12 protein-coding genes and 1 tRNA gene are annotated in these 14,785 nt (G+C 65.6%); 8 read left to right on the forward strand and 5 right to left on the reverse strand.

Annotation, left to right across the window (positions count from 1 at the left end; genetic code table 11):
• Positions 1-56: 56 nt before the first annotated feature.
• Positions 57-2,345 carry an ATP-binding cassette domain-containing protein gene (locus ACH438_RS25770; RefSeq protein ID WP_397009495.1) on the reverse strand — a complete coding sequence of 763 codons (2,289 nt, stop codon included), beginning with the start codon at positions 2,343-2,345 and terminating at the stop codon, positions 57-59.
• A gap of 158 nt (positions 2,346-2,503) precedes the next feature.
• On the opposite strand from ACH438_RS25770, the gene ACH438_RS25775 reads away from it, so the two are divergent.
• Together ACH438_RS25775 and ACH438_RS25780 are read left to right on the forward strand one after the other, a co-directional pair.
• Positions 2,504-2,818, forward strand: coding sequence for a hypothetical protein (locus tag ACH438_RS25775; protein WP_397009497.1), 315 nt, complete (start codon positions 2,504-2,506; stop codon positions 2,816-2,818).
• Positions 2,819-2,917: 99 nt separating this feature from the next.
• Positions 2,918-3,002, forward strand: a tRNA-Leu gene (locus ACH438_RS25780).
• Between the two features lie 69 nt (positions 3,003-3,071).
• Here the strand turns inward: ACH438_RS25780 and car are convergent.
• Positions 3,072-6,584, reverse strand: a complete 3,513-nt coding sequence (gene car / locus ACH438_RS25785; protein ID WP_397009499.1) for a carboxylic acid reductase — start codon at positions 6,582-6,584, stop codon at positions 3,072-3,074.
• 123 nt (positions 6,585-6,707) lie between these two features.
• On the opposite strand from car, the gene ACH438_RS25790 reads away from it, so the two are divergent.
• The 5 genes from ACH438_RS25790 (at position 6,708) to ACH438_RS25810 (ending at position 10,723) form a co-directional block, all read left to right on the forward strand.
• The gene (locus ACH438_RS25790; RefSeq protein ID WP_397009502.1) at positions 6,708-7,385 is read left to right on the forward strand and encodes a GntR family transcriptional regulator; all 678 of its coding nucleotides are present in this window, start codon (positions 6,708-6,710) and stop codon (positions 7,383-7,385) included.
• A gap of 104 nt (positions 7,386-7,489) precedes the next feature.
• Positions 7,490-8,128 carry a Uma2 family endonuclease gene (locus tag ACH438_RS25795; RefSeq protein WP_397009504.1) on the forward strand — a complete coding sequence of 213 codons (639 nt, stop codon included), beginning with the start codon at positions 7,490-7,492 and terminating at the stop codon, positions 8,126-8,128.
• Between the two features lie 587 nt (positions 8,129-8,715).
• Positions 8,716-10,005 carry an MFS transporter gene (locus ACH438_RS25800; RefSeq protein WP_397009506.1) on the forward strand — a complete coding sequence of 430 codons (1,290 nt, stop codon included), beginning with the start codon at positions 8,716-8,718 and terminating at the stop codon, positions 10,003-10,005.
• A gap of 59 nt (positions 10,006-10,064) precedes the next feature.
• The gene (locus ACH438_RS25805) at positions 10,065-10,199 is read left to right on the forward strand and encodes a hypothetical protein (protein ID WP_397009508.1); all 135 of its coding nucleotides are present in this window, start codon (positions 10,065-10,067) and stop codon (positions 10,197-10,199) included.
• Positions 10,196-10,723, forward strand: coding sequence for a class I SAM-dependent methyltransferase family protein (locus ACH438_RS25810; RefSeq protein WP_397009510.1), 528 nt, complete (start codon positions 10,196-10,198; stop codon positions 10,721-10,723). The genes ACH438_RS25805 and ACH438_RS25810 overlap by 4 nt, the downstream gene beginning before the upstream one ends.
• 8 nt (positions 10,724-10,731) lie before the next feature.
• Here ACH438_RS25810 and ACH438_RS25815 read toward each other — a convergent pair whose 3' ends face one another.
• On the reverse strand, positions 10,732-11,757 hold the full coding sequence (locus ACH438_RS25815; RefSeq protein WP_397009512.1) for a lanthionine synthetase LanC family protein: 1,026 nt from the start codon (positions 11,755-11,757) through the stop codon (positions 10,732-10,734).
• Positions 11,742-12,860 carry a hypothetical protein gene (locus tag ACH438_RS25820; protein ID WP_397009514.1) on the reverse strand — a complete coding sequence of 373 codons (1,119 nt, stop codon included), beginning with the start codon at positions 12,858-12,860 and terminating at the stop codon, positions 11,742-11,744. Before ACH438_RS25820 ends, ACH438_RS25815 begins: the two co-directional genes overlap by 16 nt.
• 205 nt (positions 12,861-13,065) lie before the next feature.
• Here ACH438_RS25820 and ACH438_RS25825 point away from each other — a divergent pair, with 205 nt between their 5' ends.
• Positions 13,066-13,989: a LysR family transcriptional regulator gene (locus ACH438_RS25825; RefSeq protein ID WP_397009516.1), complete on the forward strand. Its 924-nt coding sequence runs from the start codon at positions 13,066-13,068 to the stop codon at positions 13,987-13,989.
• Between the two features lie 26 nt (positions 13,990-14,015).
• Here the strand turns inward: ACH438_RS25825 and ACH438_RS25830 are convergent, their stop codons facing one another.
• On the reverse strand, positions 14,016-14,699 hold the full coding sequence (locus ACH438_RS25830; protein WP_397009518.1) for a hypothetical protein: 684 nt from the start codon (positions 14,697-14,699) through the stop codon (positions 14,016-14,018).
• Positions 14,700-14,785 lie beyond the last annotated feature (86 nt).

The raw sequence follows: 14,785 nt of genomic DNA on the forward strand, positions 1-14,785 counted from the left end.
GCAGTCGGGGCAACTACGCAGACCGTGCAATTCCGGCGCGGCGCAGGCTCTTCCGGCTAGGCCGGAACGGTCGCGCCGCCAGTGCGGTAGCGCCGCAGATACTCCCCGGTCAGCGAATCCGGATGCGCGAGCAGCTCACTCGGAGTACCGGTGAAAACGACCTCGCCGCCGTCCTTTCCACCGTCGGGCCCGAGGTCGATGACCCAGTCCGCGTGCGCGACCACATCGAGATTGTGCTCGATCACCACCACCGTATTGCCGCGCTCCACCAGCCCGTCCATGAGCGCGAGCAGCGTATCGACATCGGACATGTGCAGACCCGTGGTCGGTTCGTCGAGCACATAGACACTGCCCGTATTCTGCAGCTGCGTGGCCAGTTTGATGCGCTGCCGTTCACCGCCGGACAGCGTACTCATGGCCTGCCCGAGGCTCAGATAGTTCAGCCCAACCTCGTTCATGGTGCGCAACTTGGCATTCAATGCCTTCTCCGGGAAGAACTCCACCGCGTCCTCGGCCGCCATCTCCAGCACGTCGGCAATGGATTTGCCGCGCAAGGTGAGTGCGAGCACCTTGTCCGAGAAGCGCCGTCCGTCACAGGATTCACAGTGCGTGGTGACCGGATCCATATAGGCGATCTCGGTGATGATGACTCCGCGGCCCTCGCATTCCTGGCACGCGCCATCGGAATTGAAGCTGAACAGCCCCGCCGGCTCCCCGGTCGCCTTGGCGAACAGCTTGCGGATCGGATCCATCAGCCCGAGATAGGTGGCGGGCGTGGAGCGCGAGCTCGCCGCGATCGCTGACTGATCCACGAACACCGATTCCGGGTAGCGGGCCATGAATTCGTCCCGGATCAGGCTGCTCTTCCCGGACCCGGCGACACCGGTGACGGCGGTGAGGATGCCGGTCGGGATGGTGACCGTGACGTTCTTCAGGTTATGGGCATTGGCCTCGGCGACGGTCAGTTCGCCGGTCGCGGTGCGGAATTGCTGCTTCACACGGAAGGTGCGCCGCAGTCCCTGCCCGGTGAGAGTGTCGGCGGCCCGCAGTTCGGCGAAGCTGCCGGTGAAGACCACCTCGCCGCCGTGTGCGCCGGCGCGTGGCCCGACATCCACGATGTGGTCGGCGATCTGGATGACATCCGGATCGTGCTCGACCACCAGCACCGTATTGCCCTTGTCGCGCAGCGCCTCCAGCATCCGGTTCAACCGCCCGACATCCCGCGGGTGCAGGCCGACACTGGGTTCGTCGAAGATATAGGTCATCCCCACCAGCGTGCTGCCCAGATGCTTGATCATCTTGAGCCGCTGGCCCTCACCGCCGGAAAGGGTCGAGGTCGCCCGATCCAGGCTGAGATATCCGAGCCCGATATCGACCACCCGGCCCAAGGCGACGCGGGTGGCTTCGGCGAGCGCTTGCGCGGCCGGATCGGTCACCTGCCCGAGCACCTCCACCAGATCGGTGATCTGCAGCCCGGTCCACTCGGCGATATTGCGGCCGTTGATCTTCGTGGCCAGCGCCTTCGGATTCAGCCGTGCGCCGTGACAGGCCGGGCAGATGCCTTCGGTGAGGAACTTCTGGATCTGCTGGCGGGTCTTCTCACTCAAGGCGGAGGTGTCGCGTTTGAGCTGGGATCGGGTGAACTTGTCCGCCAGCCCTTCGTAATTGGCTTTCCAGGTGCCTTTGTCGAAAGCCAATTCCACTTTGCCGCCACTGCCGTGTAGCAGGTCGTGCCATTCGGCGTCGGTGTAGTCTGCGAGTTTCTTGTCCGGGTCGAATCGGCCCGAGCTGCCGTACATCTGCCAGGAGCCGCCGCCGGCGTTGTAGCCCGGCAACAGAATTGCGCCCTCGTTGAGCGATTTCGATTTGTCCACAAGTTTGTCCGGGTCCGCGGCGATGGTCATGCCCAGTCCGTCGCATTCGGTGCACATGCCCTGCGGGGTGTTGAAGGAGTACTCGTGGACCAGCCCGCTGGAAGGGCTGCCGAAGCGTGCGAACAGGGCTCTGATCAGCGCGTAGATATCGGTCATGGTGCCGACGGTGGAGCGTGGCCCGCCGCCGACCGCCTTCTGGTCGATGATGACCGGCGCGGTCAGGTTCTCGATGGCCTCGGCGTGCGGGCGTTCGTAGCGGGGCAGGAAGTTGAGGATGAAGGCCGGGAAGGTGGCGTAGAGCTGCCGTTGTGACTCCACGGCGATGGTGTCGAAGACGATCGACGATTTGCCGGAGCCGGATACCCCGGTGAATACGGTGATCTTGTTCTTGGGGATTTCGATCGAGATGTTGCGCAGGTTGTGCTCGCGAGCGCCGAGGACCCGAATCGTGTCGGGAGAGGCAGAGGGCATAGGCACCACCATGCCATCCGTACCCCCCGAAATGTGCGGGGAATTGTGATGCAAATCACAGATCTGGCGGCGAATATCAGGGTCCAGCCAGGATTGCCGGACGATGACGGCCCTCTACAGTGGCGGTCGATCATCGAGGCCCGACCAGAGGACAACTCATGAAGACCATGCGATGGACGGCCGTCGCGGCCGCCCTGCTCGCCGTCACCCTGCTGACGGGCTGCACCGAGGTGAAGACCGCGCTCAACAAGGGCGGCGACACCAAGTGCAGCGACTACGTCAAACAGAACGCCGACGATCAGCGCATGACCATCACCAAGTTCATCAAGCAGCAGACCGGCGACGACCACGAGCCTCCCGGCACCCAGGTCGACCTCTCCATGGCCGCCGTCCAAACCCTCTGCCAGGTCCAGGCCAACGGCGACACCCCCATCAAGAACGCCGACATCGCCGGCATCTTCATCAAGAAGTAGCCCGCCCCCATTCCCCCACCCGCGCACCACCTTTCGTGCAGGTCAAGCTCCGATTTCATTTTTCGGTGAAGCCTCGGCTAATCTTGTCCAGCATCACCGGTCCGGGTGGCGGAATGGCAGACGCGCTAGCTTGAGGTGCTAGTGCCCGTATTAGGGCGTGGGGGTTCAAGTCCCCCTCCGGACACAACGAAGGCCGGATTTCATTGCAGGGCAATGGAATCCGGCCCTCTCTTTCTGAAGGTGCGGGTCGGCCTCAGAGCAGCCCCAGCAGTCGAAGGTCGGTCACGTACTTGATGATGAGCGGCTGCGAGACATGCGGGATATCGTCGCCCGCACCGACTTTCGCCTCCTGCACTGCGGCGCGGAAACGATCGGTGAGTGCCATCGAACCGTTCACGGGAGTCGCCGGCTTCAGGTAGTAGTGCAACAGCGGCAGCAGTGAGTAATGGCGCTGACGCTCGGGCAGAGTGCGGAGCGTCGTCTCGAAGCGCCGCAACCAGGAGTCGTAGTCGCCGACCCGCTGAATCGAGTATCCGGCGCCGATCAACCAGTCGATGAACTCATCCAGGCCGATGCCGTCGTCGTACGGGTTCATCACATGGAAGGTGCGGAATCCGCCGGTGCATTGCGCGCCCAGGGTCGAGATCGCCTCGGCGACGAATTCGACCGGAAGGCCGTTGAAGTGCGCACGCTGCCGGTTACCCTCGGCATCACGCTCATAGAACGAGCCCGGCGCGACACCGGTGGCGACCACACTGAGCATCAGCCGGGTGAACATGTCCGGCAGGTTGAGCTGACCCGCGTAGCCGGTGTCGGCCAGGATCAGGTCGCAGCGGAACACCGCCACCGGCAGCCCGCACAGGTCGTGCGCCGCACGCAGCAACACCTCGCCCGCCCACTTGCTGTTGCCGTAACCGTTGGCGTACCCGTCGTTTATCTTGCGGGAGCCGCTGATTCGGCGGATGTCGGCGTCCTCGGTGAACGTGCTCGATTCGATCTGATCGCCTACCCCGATCGTCGATACATAGGTGTACGGCTTGAGCTTCGTGGTCAGCGCGAGCTTGATCAGCTCGGCGGTGCCCAGCGTATTCGGGCCGAACATCTCGCTGTACGGGAGTACGTGGTTGACCAGGGCGGCCGGGTCGACGATCACGTCGACGATATCGGCCAGCCGCTGCCAGGTCGCATGGTCGAGGCCCAGTTCGGCCTCGCCCTTGTCGCCGGCGATGACCTCGAGATGATCGGTGGCGAGCGTGCGGTATCGGTCGAGCAGTTCCGGGTCGCCGCTGTCGAATACCTTGTCCAGCCGGCCGCGGGCGTCCGCATCGGACTTGGCGCGCACCAGTGCGATCACCTTGCCGCCCGCCGACTCCATCCGATCCAGCCACTCCAGTGCCAGATAGCGGCCCAGAAATCCGGTCGCGCCGGTCAACAGCACCGTGCGCACCTCGGTCGCAGGCCCGGGCTGGCTCGGTGCGTTCGCCAGGACGGACTCGTCGAGGAATCTGTCCAGTGTGAGGTCACCGGCGTGCACCGTGGTGGCGTCGCGTCCGTGCACGGCCCGGTAGGTCGGCCGCTTGGAACCCTGCCGTTCGGTCTCGATGTAACCGGCGATGGCCGCCAGGTCGTTGGCCGGGCTGACTATGACACCCACCGGGACGTCGACGTCGAATATCTCGCGCAGCAGGTTGCCGAATGTCAACGCCGACAACGAGTCTCCACCCAGATCGGCGAAGTAGGCATCGGGCCGCGGAGTGGCGCCCGCCGCGCCCAGCACGGCGGCCGCCGCCCGGCCGACAGTGTCCAGTACCGGAAGATCGGCAGCACCCGCACGCAGTGCGCGCAGCGATTCGGTTTGCTGTTCGGCCAATTCGGCGTACAGCTGCTCGAGCCGCTCACCGTAGCGCTGCTGCAGCTTCTTCTGCGCCAGCTTGCCGAGGTCGGTCAGGAGCCCATTCGCCGCGGCGAAAGGCGTTGTCTCGATGATGAACTCGCGCGGAAGTTCATAGGACTGCAGATCGGCGGCCTTGGCGATCTCGCGCAGCGACTCCTTGATCAGCGGCGTGAGCGATTGCGCGTCATGCTGCTGCAGCGCCTCCTCGGTCGGCACGACGACGGCGAGTGGGTACGAGCGTGTGCTGTTGGCGTAGACGTAGATCTGGCGCACCAGCGGGCTGGTACCGAATACCGTCTCCAGCTTGGCGGCGGTGATGAATTCGCCCTGTGAGAGTTTCAACACGTTGTTGCGGCGGTCGATGTAGGTGAGGTGGTCGGGGGCTGTTTCGGCCATGATGTCGCCGGTCAGGTAGTAGCCGTCCGAATCGAACGCCTCGGCGGTGAGTTCCGGTCGCTTGTAGTAACCCGCGAACTGCGTCATCGACTTGACGGCCAGCTCACCGCGCGGATAAGGCCGATCACTGCTGAAGTAGCCCAGGTCGGGGACATCGACCAGTTTGTAGTCGATCACCGGTGGGCGTTGTACGCGGCCGTCGATCAGCAGCAGCACCGATTCGGTCAGGCCGAACGTGTCGACCAGATGCATATCGGTGAAGGACTCGACCCATGTCCTCAGGTCCGCCGACAGCGGCGCGGAGCCGGTCGATGCCGCCACATACCGCCCGCCGAGCAGGTTCTGACGTTGGTAGGCCATCACTTCCGCTTCGACGGCTGCGCGGTCGCTCTCGGCGACAGACCGCGAATCCACCTCGCGCCGATACTCTTCGAACAGCATCTCCCAGACCCGCGGCACGAAATCCAACTGGGTAGGCCGCACCAGCGCGAGGTCCTCGAAGAAGGTCGAAAGATCGCGTGTGGCAGCAAAATACGCGGTACCTCCGGCGGCGAGCGTCCCGTAGAGCATCGCCCGCCCGACAATGTGACTCATCGGCCTGAAGTTCAGCGTGAGCGAGGGCACGACGCCGTCCATATGTATCGCGGAAGTGGTGGAGCTGAGCCAGATCCGGGCCACCAGCTCCCGGCGATACATCGCGCCTTTGGGTGTCCCGGTACTGCCCGAGGTGTAGATCAGCAATGCCAGCGAGTCGTCCGCCGCCGGTTCGATCGCCGGCGCCGGCCGCGTCGCGCCGCGCTCCAGCGCATCGGTCAGCAACTCCACGACCACCGTGCTGCCCATCTCGGCCAACCGTGCGCGCGCCGCATCGACGGCCTCGCGATGGTCGTCGACCTGCGGGTGGTAGTCGAAAACGACCAGCCGCGCAGGCGCATACCCGGCCGCTATCAGCCCGACGGCCACAGCCAGGTAATCCACGCTCGCGGCGATCACGGTCGGCTCGGTTTCGGCCACCACCGGCTGCAGCCGCGCGACCGCCGCACTCGCCTGCAACGGCACCGACACCGCATCGAGCGAAAGCAGCGCCAGATCGATGGTCGCGTAGTCCACGCTGGTGAAACCCAGAACGCAGACCCGATCGCCGGGCGCTATCGGATCACCCGCCCAGGCAGCCGCCAGCGCGCCGACCCGGTCACCCAGCCCGCGGTAGGTGATCGTCTCGAACCGGGGCAACAGCTCCGCCGATGTCCGGCCGGTGGCCGCGTCCTGGACGAAACGCACCGCACGCTGTCCCAGCGCAGGACGTTCCGCATAGCCGTCCAGCACCGCTCGCACGATGTCGGGCAGCTGCGATCCCGCCCGCTCGACCGCTTCGCCGACGGCTACGTCCGGCCGCGCATCGGCGAACTGTCGATCCGTGGCGTACAGCCCGGCGACGCGTCGCGCCAGCCGCTCTTCTCTGGTTTCGATCGGCATAGCCATCTCTTTCGTGGGTGAAGGCTCGATTGCAGGACCAGATTGTAGGACGATTTGATAGAACTATTCAACGCCCCTAGGGTGATGGAGGCGAAAGTGGATCGATCGGACAGAGGAGGTCCAGTGAGCTCCGGCAATCGGCTCACCGGTACACAACTGGCAGTGACCGCACTGCGCGAAGGAATCCGCGTCGGCCGCTACGTTCCCGGCCAGCGCTTGGTGGAAGCCGACCTCGTCGCCGAAATCGGCGTCGGCCGCAACTCGCTGCGCGAGGCATTCGCCCACCTGGCCAGCGAAGGCCTGGTCCACATCGAGCCGCACCGCGGCGCATCGATCCGCCGCCGCACCCAAGAAGAGATAGCCCAGCTCTACGACCTCAGCGAAGTCCTCGAGGGACTCGCCGCCCGCCTGGCAGCGATCAATATCTCCCGCCCCGGAAACGCCGACCTACTGTCGGCAGCCACCGATCGCGAACAAGCGGTCGCCTCCGCCGGCCCCAACCAGCGAATCGACGAAGCCGCCCACCTCCACGAAGCAATCCTCACCATCGCCGACAACCCCCGCCTGACGGAACTAACCGCCAACCTCCACATCCTCACCTTCAGCTTCCAGCTACGCCACGCCCAGCTAGCCGGTTCGGAAGCCCACGGCGAAACCTCACTGGCCGAACACCTCGCAGTAGTCGAAGCCATCCGCCAAACCGACCCACAACAAGCCGAAACGGCCATGCGAACCCACGTCCGCAACGCCAAAGCCTGGGCACTGACCCTCCCCCGCTCCGCATTCGGCGGACCTGCCTGATCTTTCGCCCCAACAATCCACGAGAGCGGCTGGATATGCTTGTCTGCGTCCGTGTTCTGTGACGTTGATCGAGTAGTCGCTCCCTATACCGAAGGACCGCCGCCGTGTCGGAAGCGTTCGACTGGTCTTTGCCGAAGACATACAGCCAGGTCATCGATATCGACGACTACCTGGTGATGCCCGAGGATGTGTCGCGGACCGTCGAGGTCAAAGACGGGATGATCGTCTTCTGCGAATCACCCTCGCCCAACCACAACATCGTTTCCCGGAACATCGAACGCGCACTAGCCGACGGTGAAGCGAAACGGGCTGACCGGCAGCCATGCTTACGAGTCAACCGCGACATCGATATGCTGGTTTCGGAAGTCCCCTTCCACTACAAGCGTCCCGACGTGATCGTCTACCGCTGTATCGATGAACCGCGCCCACGCTGGAAAACCAAACCCACTGTGGCGGACGCGATTCTGGTAGTCGAGGTGGTTTCGCCGACCACTGTCACTGCCGATACCATCGACAAGCGCGCTGAGTACTCCCGTTATGGAATCCGGCATTACTGGATCGTCCGGATGGCCAACGACGACGGTCCGGCGATCTCCATCGAGATGCTTACGCTCGACTCCGACGGTAGGTACGCCTCGAACGGCTATCGCAACCGCAGCGACCACTTCGCCGCAGCGATCGATACGCTCGCACCCTTCGAGATCACTCTCACCTGGGAACAGCTCGACGAAGGCCTCGACTGACTCCACAACCTCCACGGCAGCCGCATATTTCCGCTTCTGGACCCGCGCCGAACCGTGATGGTTCATAGGGCGTGGCAGATGAGGATCAGTAGGACGCAGAGTGGGGTGGCGAGGGTGGCTGCGAGGGATAGCCAGGTTGCTCCTCGCGCGATGGGCCTGCGGGTGAGGTCGGGCTCGAGCATGGGCGGTCCCTCGGGTGGCGAGTAATGCGTCGGAGCGGCTCAATGTAATCGCGATCACATGTCATTCGAAGACGCATTATCTCCAAGACCGTCCGGGGGACTGGTGGCGGTGGTTGGACGAACCTCCAGGCGCGCGCGGTGCGGACTGTGAGACTTCCGAAACTAGATGGCAACATACCGGGTAATTGATTAGGCTAAGGAATGTGTAGGGCTACCCGGCCGCGCCGACGACGTCGTAAGACTTTCCCCGCCGGGCCGCACGCGCTGTCCATGCTCGCGCAGAGCCGGCGATTCCCGAGTCCGAACGTCTCAGTGGCGTCGGCTGTTTTCACCTCCTCCGGGCGGTAGCGGTACAGGAAGCGGACCCGCACACCTGTAGTCCGTCGCACCCTAGGAGGCAGACCTGTGAGGCCGGGAGTTCTAGCGCCGCCCCAGACCGACATTCGACAAACCCCCGGCGACACTCCCCCGCACAGCACCTTCGGTTCCCTGCGAATCCGCAACTACCGCCTCTTCTTCACCGGTCAGGTCATCTCCAATATCGGCACCTGGATGCAGCGGATCGCGCAGGACTGGCTGGTGCTCAGCCTCACCGGATCCGCGGCCGCGGTCGGCATCACCACGGCCCTGCAGTTCCTGCCCATGCTCTTGTTCGGACTCTACGGCGGCGTGCTGGTCGACCGGCTGCCCAAGCGGCCGCTGCTGGTGTTCACCCAATCCGCAATGGGCGCAACCGGGCTCGCACTGGGCATTCTCACCCTCACCGGTCACGTGCAGGTATGGCATGTCTACGCCTCGGCTTTCGTGCTCGGCCTGGTCACCGTCGTCGATAATCCGGCCCGCCAGACCTTCGTCTCCGAGATGGTCGGCCCGGAGCAGCTGGCAAACGCGGTCAGCTTGAATTCGGCCAACTTTCAGTCCGCCCGACTGGTCGGTCCCGCTGTCGCGGGGGTGCTGATCGGGGCGGTGGGCAGCGGGTATGCGTTCGTGTTCAACGGAGTGTCGTTCCTGGCCCCCATCGCGGCACTGTTGTTGATGCGCACAGGCGAACTGCGAGAGGTCGAGCGCACTCCACGCGGCAAGGGTCAGCTGCGCGAGGGACTACGTTACGTCGCGGGTCGCCCCGAATTGATCTGGCCGATCATGCTGGTCGGCTTCATCGGCACCTTCGGATTCAACTTCGCCATCTGGCTCACGGCCTTCACCCATAACGTCTTCCATTCGGGCGCACAGACATACGGCCTGTTCAACACGCTGATGGCGGCAGGCTCACTGGCCGGCGCCCTGTTGGCCGCTCGCCGCGCCACCTCCCGCTTGCGGATACTGGTCGCCGCGGCGCTCGCCTTCGGCCTGCTCGAGGTCGTGGCCGCGATGACCCCGTCCTTCTGGCTGTTCGCGCTCCTGCTCGTGCCGATCGGCATGTTCGGCCTGACCGTGAACGTGACGGCCAACTCCTCGATCCAGATGGCCACCGACCCGGCCATGCGCGGTCGCGTCATGGCGTTGTTCATGATGGTTTTTACCGGTGGCACCCCGATCGGCGCGCCTCTGGTGGGCTGGATCACCGATACCTACGGCGCGCGTATCGGATTCGCAGCCGGCGGTGCGATCTCGGCTGTCGCCGCGCTCGGCGTCGGCCTGATCCTCGCGCGGATCGCGGGCCTGCGGCTGCACCAGCTGCGCCCGGCATACTGATCCGAATCACGGCGAAAACAACTGTGCCGTCCGCTCTTTCCCGCAAATACGCTGGCAGGGTGAGCGAACGTGATTGGCATGCCTGGCATGCGGAGTACGACCGGCCCGGCACCCATCTGGCTCAACGGCTCGAGGCCGTGCAGGAGCAGATCCGGCCGCGCTGGATGCCGCCCGGCCGGGACCGCTGCGGGTGATCAGCCTGTGCGCGGGCCAAGGCCGGGACATCATCGGCGTACTTGCCGAACATCCCCGACGCGACGACGTGACCGCGCGGCTGGTGGAACTCGATCCACGCAATGTCGCGGTGGCACGAGAGCTGGCGCAGCAGCACGGGCTGGAAGGCGTGGCGGTCGTCGCCGGCGATGCCGCACAGACCGATCAATATGCGAGCCTGGCACCCGCGGACCTCGTCGTCGCATGCGGGATCTTCGGCAATATCACCGATGCCGATATCGAGCGCACCATCGAATTCGCTACGCAACTGTGCGCGCACGGCGGAACAGTGGTGTGGACGCGCGGGCGCTGGGAACCGGATCTGGTGCCACAGATCGGCGCCTGGTTCGCGGAGCGCGGCTTCGAGGAGGTGTGGATTTCGGCCCCGCACTTGTCATTCGGCGTCGGCGCGCATCGATTCGCGGGCACGCCGGCCCCGCTGGAAACGGGCGCCACCATCTTCACTTTCATCGGCCACGACGCGCTGTTCGGCCGGTCCGGGTAACCACGTGATCATGGCATTGCGGCCCACGATCGGGGTCCGCCGTATCGGAGCCTGAGCAGGAAGTCGACCCAGCCGGCGACTCCGACGCCGTAGGAGGCGCTGAATCCGGTTCCGGTTTCGTCCGGTGCCAGCAGGCGGCCGCGGTACATCCCGGCCCGGGCGACGAGTGCGGCAGCCATATCGTCGGCGTAGCGCCGGTACCGCTCGTCTGCGGTGTGGTCGGCAAGGTCGAGCAGCAGTTCCCCGGCACCGGCGAGGCCGTGGCATTGCGAGGATCCGGCGGCCCACCGGCGACGCCAGACCGCTTCGGCGGCGCGCTCCGGCCACCGCAGCGTCGCAGTGTCGTTGCTGTGTTGCAGCATTCGCAGCAGGAAGGTTCCTACGCCTGCCGAGCCGCTGCACCAGTAATCGAGGAGTTGATGCGGGGCGCGCGGCCCGACCGGCCACAAGGCGCCCGCTTCGGTGTCGACGGCGCAGTGGTGCAGGGTATCGGCCGCCTCGTGAGCCATGGCGATCCATGCCGGTTCTTGACAGCGGATGCCCGCAGCGAGCAGGAAGTCGGCGATTCCGGCGGTGCCGTGGGCGTACCCGTAGTCGATCACCCCGGCCAGGTGTGAGTCGAAATCGTCCGGGATCGGCCAGACCAGCATGCCGTTGCGACGTTCGGCGCGTTCCATCAAGTGAGTCGCGCAGCCGCGGACCCGTTCACCGAAACCCGGCTGTCCACTGGCCGACCAGAGCAGCAAGCTCGCGAAACCGGCCCCCGCAACCCCGTGTGCCACATCCGGATTCGGCCACTCACCAGGTACCTGGTCGAGCAGACTGCAGCCGGCCTCGCGGAAGGTGTCCGAATCCAGCAGCCGGCCTGCCTCGTACAGCGCCACCGCGGTGCCCGCACGGCCGAAATACAATCCCGGCAACGGATTCGGATCCCGGCCGATTCGGTCCACCAACCACGTCGTGCCGGCGTGAACGGCGTCCCGCACATGGGTATCGCCGGTGGTCTCGGCGGCTCGGATCAGTGTTCGAAGCACTCCTGCGGCACCGTGACACTGTGTTCGCTGTTGGTGTGCGGTTTCCACAACCGGTCGGGGTCCTCGGGTCGCACCGAGGAGATCAGGTAGTCGATGCCGTCGGCCAGCATTCTGTCGACATCCCCCTCGACACCGCGTGGCCCAGCCGCGACGTCGAGAGCGGACGACGCACGCGTGGTCAGGAAACTCCGGGCGCAAGTCAGAGACCAGCGCTGTTCGGAGTCTTCCCGTAGCAGTCCGCGCAGCAGGGGCGTCGATTCCGCGGTGTCGGAGTCGGTCGCGGCGGCGAGTTCGAGCAGACGAGTCACGCGAGAGTCGAGACTGCGCCCCGCCTCGTCATCCGCGGTGAGAGTGGGATTGCCGCCCGAGCAGAGCAGGAACAGCAGCGCGCCGAGCGAATAGCCGTCGAGCGCCGGATGCGCCGGCTCGCCCGACATATGCTCGGGCGCCGCGTATCCCGGCGTCCATGCCGCGGCGGTGGTCTCCCCGGTCCGGGTCGCGTATTCCAGGTCGATCAGCACCAACGATTCGTCCGCGCGCACCATCACGTTCGACGGCGACAAGTCGCACAGGACAATGTCTTTCCCGTGCGCGGCGCCGACGAGGTCGACCAGCCGCAGTGCCATGGCCCGCCAGCCGGGCAGACGGTGGTGCTGCTTGCGCCACGCGGCGAGAGTCACGCCGTCGATGCGCTCCTGTACGTGGAACAGATCCCCGCCCTGTTCGAACAGCGCCATACTGCGCGGCGCGGCCCGCTGCCCCGCCAGCGCCTCGAACAGCGCCGCTTCATTGCGCAACGCAGACTGGAAATCCGTTGCGTGACGTCCGGTTCCGACGCCGGCGCGGGCCTGCTTCACGATCACCGCCAGCCCGGTGGACCGGTCGATTCCTTCGAAGACGCCGCCCTTGTTGGCATGCCGAATCGCTCGGTGCACCTCGAAGCGGCCATCGAGCAGGACGCCGCCGATCTCGTCGTCGCCCGTCGCCGCGGCGCCGACGCCGAGGATGACCGGATACACATGCGGCATACGGCCTTCGAAGAAGCCCGCAGCGATATCCAGATCGAACGGGTTCACCGACGCCGCAGCCAACTCGACCCGCACCTCCCCCCCCCCCCAGCCGGTTGTGGCGCCGGGAGTTCCAGCAGTTCAGGCCGATCACCGGTCTTCCGTACAGCGACTGCACGCACGGCTCATCTCCAGTTCGTCGGTCCTTCCCGGCCGCGCTGATCGCCGGGTACAACCCAGTCAAGCCATCGCGCCGTCGAAGCTGAAATACCGATCAGATAGCCACTGATACCGTGGAAGTATGAACGAGCTGGAGACACGCCAACTCCGGTACTTCGTCGCCGTCGCGGAAGAACTGCACTTCGGGCGTGCCGCCCGGCGACTCGGCATAGCGCAGCCGCCACTGACGCGCGCGATCAAAGAACTCGAACACCAACTCGGCGTCGAACTCCTGCGGCGCACCACACGGCAGGCCACGCTCACCCCGGCCGGCGAGGTACTGCTGGATGACGCGCGCATCGCACTGGACGCGGTCGGCGCCGCCGGCCGCCGCGCCCGGCACGCGGGCCGGTCCGCACCGACCCTGCGGCTGGCACTCAAGGCGGACATCGACGGCGGCCTGCTGCCACGAATCCTCGACACGTTCGCCCGGGAAGAGGCAGCCCTGCCGATCACGGTGGTACTCGGGCGATTCGGCGAACAGGCGCACGCGGTGCGGGACGGCCACGCGGACGCGGCACTGCTGCTGAACCCCTTCGACGAGCGCGGGCTGGACTCCGAGCCACTGCTCACCGAGCCGTACCTCCTGGCCGTCGCCGCGGCCGGCCCGCTGGCCGCACACCCGACCGTCCGTCTCGCCGACCTGACAGGCTGGCACCTGCCCGACGGATCACCCGCGGAGCACGGTCTTGTTGTTCCCGGCCGAAACGGCGTGCGCGACGGCCATATTCGCCACCCCGGCCCGGCCGAGCGCGAGTATTCGGCTTCGGGCACACCGGAAGACGCCTCGGACCTGCCGCAGATCTTCAAACTGATCGAGCTGGGCAGCATCGTCTGCTTCTTCCCGGCCTCACTCACTCGCCTGTATACGCGACCCGAAATCGCCTATCTGCGAGTCGAAGACCTCGCACCAGCCACCCTGTCGGTGGCGTGGCCGCAGCACTCCCGCTCGCCCGCCGTCGCGGCCTTCGTGCGCGCAGCCATCAAGGTCGCGGCCGATGCGTGAATCCGCGCCGCTGCCTGCTGCGGTCCTCAGCGGGGCAGCAGTGCGAAAACGGCCTCGACCGGCGGGCGCACTACCTGCTCGATCGGCGGCGGCAACTGGCGCAGGAACTGCTCGACCGGCTCCGGGAGCGGCCGCGCGGGGGCCGGGGCGGCAGGAGGTGCGGGCTGCACCGGTGCGTTCGAACCACGCGGATTGCCCTTGCGGTCGAATCCTCGCTTATCGAAGCCGTTCCGGTCGAATCCATTGCGGTCGTAACCGTATCGGTCGAAGCCGGACCTGTTGAAACCATTGCGGTCATACCCGAACCGGTCGAATCCGCCGCGGTCGAAGCCCTTCCTGTCCCGGCCGAACGTGTCGAAACCATTTCTGTCGAAGCCGTTTCGATCGTAGCCAAGCCTGTCGAACCCTCGGCGGTCGAAACCGCTCTTGTCGAAACCGCTCTTGTCGAAGCCGTTCCGGTCGAACCCCTTACGATCGAAACCGTTACGGTCGAATCCCTTGTTGTCGAAACGATCTCGGTTGGGATCACGCAGGCTGGACGTCGAATCCGTGGAATCATCGCGGCTGAGCGTGGAGGTGGTCGGCGTCTCGTCCGTCTTGTCGGCGAGGGCGGGCGCGGCCAGGATTGCGGGAACCATCACGACTGTCGCGACCGCGGTGGCCCGTAGTCCGCGGCGGTGAGGTTTTCGGGCATCGGATTTCTCGCTCATGGTTTTCAGCCTTCGAATCGGGGATCCCGGCGGGATCGTCCCGACCAACGTATGGCCTGCATACGGCCCGTGACGTCGCCCGGAAG

It is taken from the genome of Nocardia sp. NPDC020380 (assembly GCF_044386975.1).
In the GTDB taxonomy this organism is placed as follows: domain Bacteria; phylum Actinomycetota; class Actinomycetes; order Mycobacteriales; family Mycobacteriaceae; genus Nocardia.

Excerpts from the sequence above, each read along its gene's own strand:
- ACH438_RS25770 (WP_397009495.1), bottom strand. The coding sequence starts at position 2,345 with ATGCCCTCTGCCTCTCCCGACACGATTCGGGTCCTCGGCGCTCGCGAG.
- ACH438_RS25775 (WP_397009497.1), top strand. The coding sequence starts at position 2,504 with ATGAAGACCATGCGATGGACGGCCGTCGCGGCCGCCCTGCTCGCCGTC.
- car (WP_397009499.1), bottom strand. The coding sequence starts at position 6,584 with ATGCCGATCGAAACCAGAGAAGAGCGGCTGGCGCGACGCGTCGCCGGG.
- ACH438_RS25825 (WP_397009516.1), top strand. The coding sequence starts at position 13,066 with ATGAACGAGCTGGAGACACGCCAACTCCGGTACTTCGTCGCCGTCGCG.
- ACH438_RS25830 (WP_397009518.1), bottom strand. The coding sequence starts at position 14,699 with ATGAGCGAGAAATCCGATGCCCGAAAACCTCACCGCCGCGGACTACGG.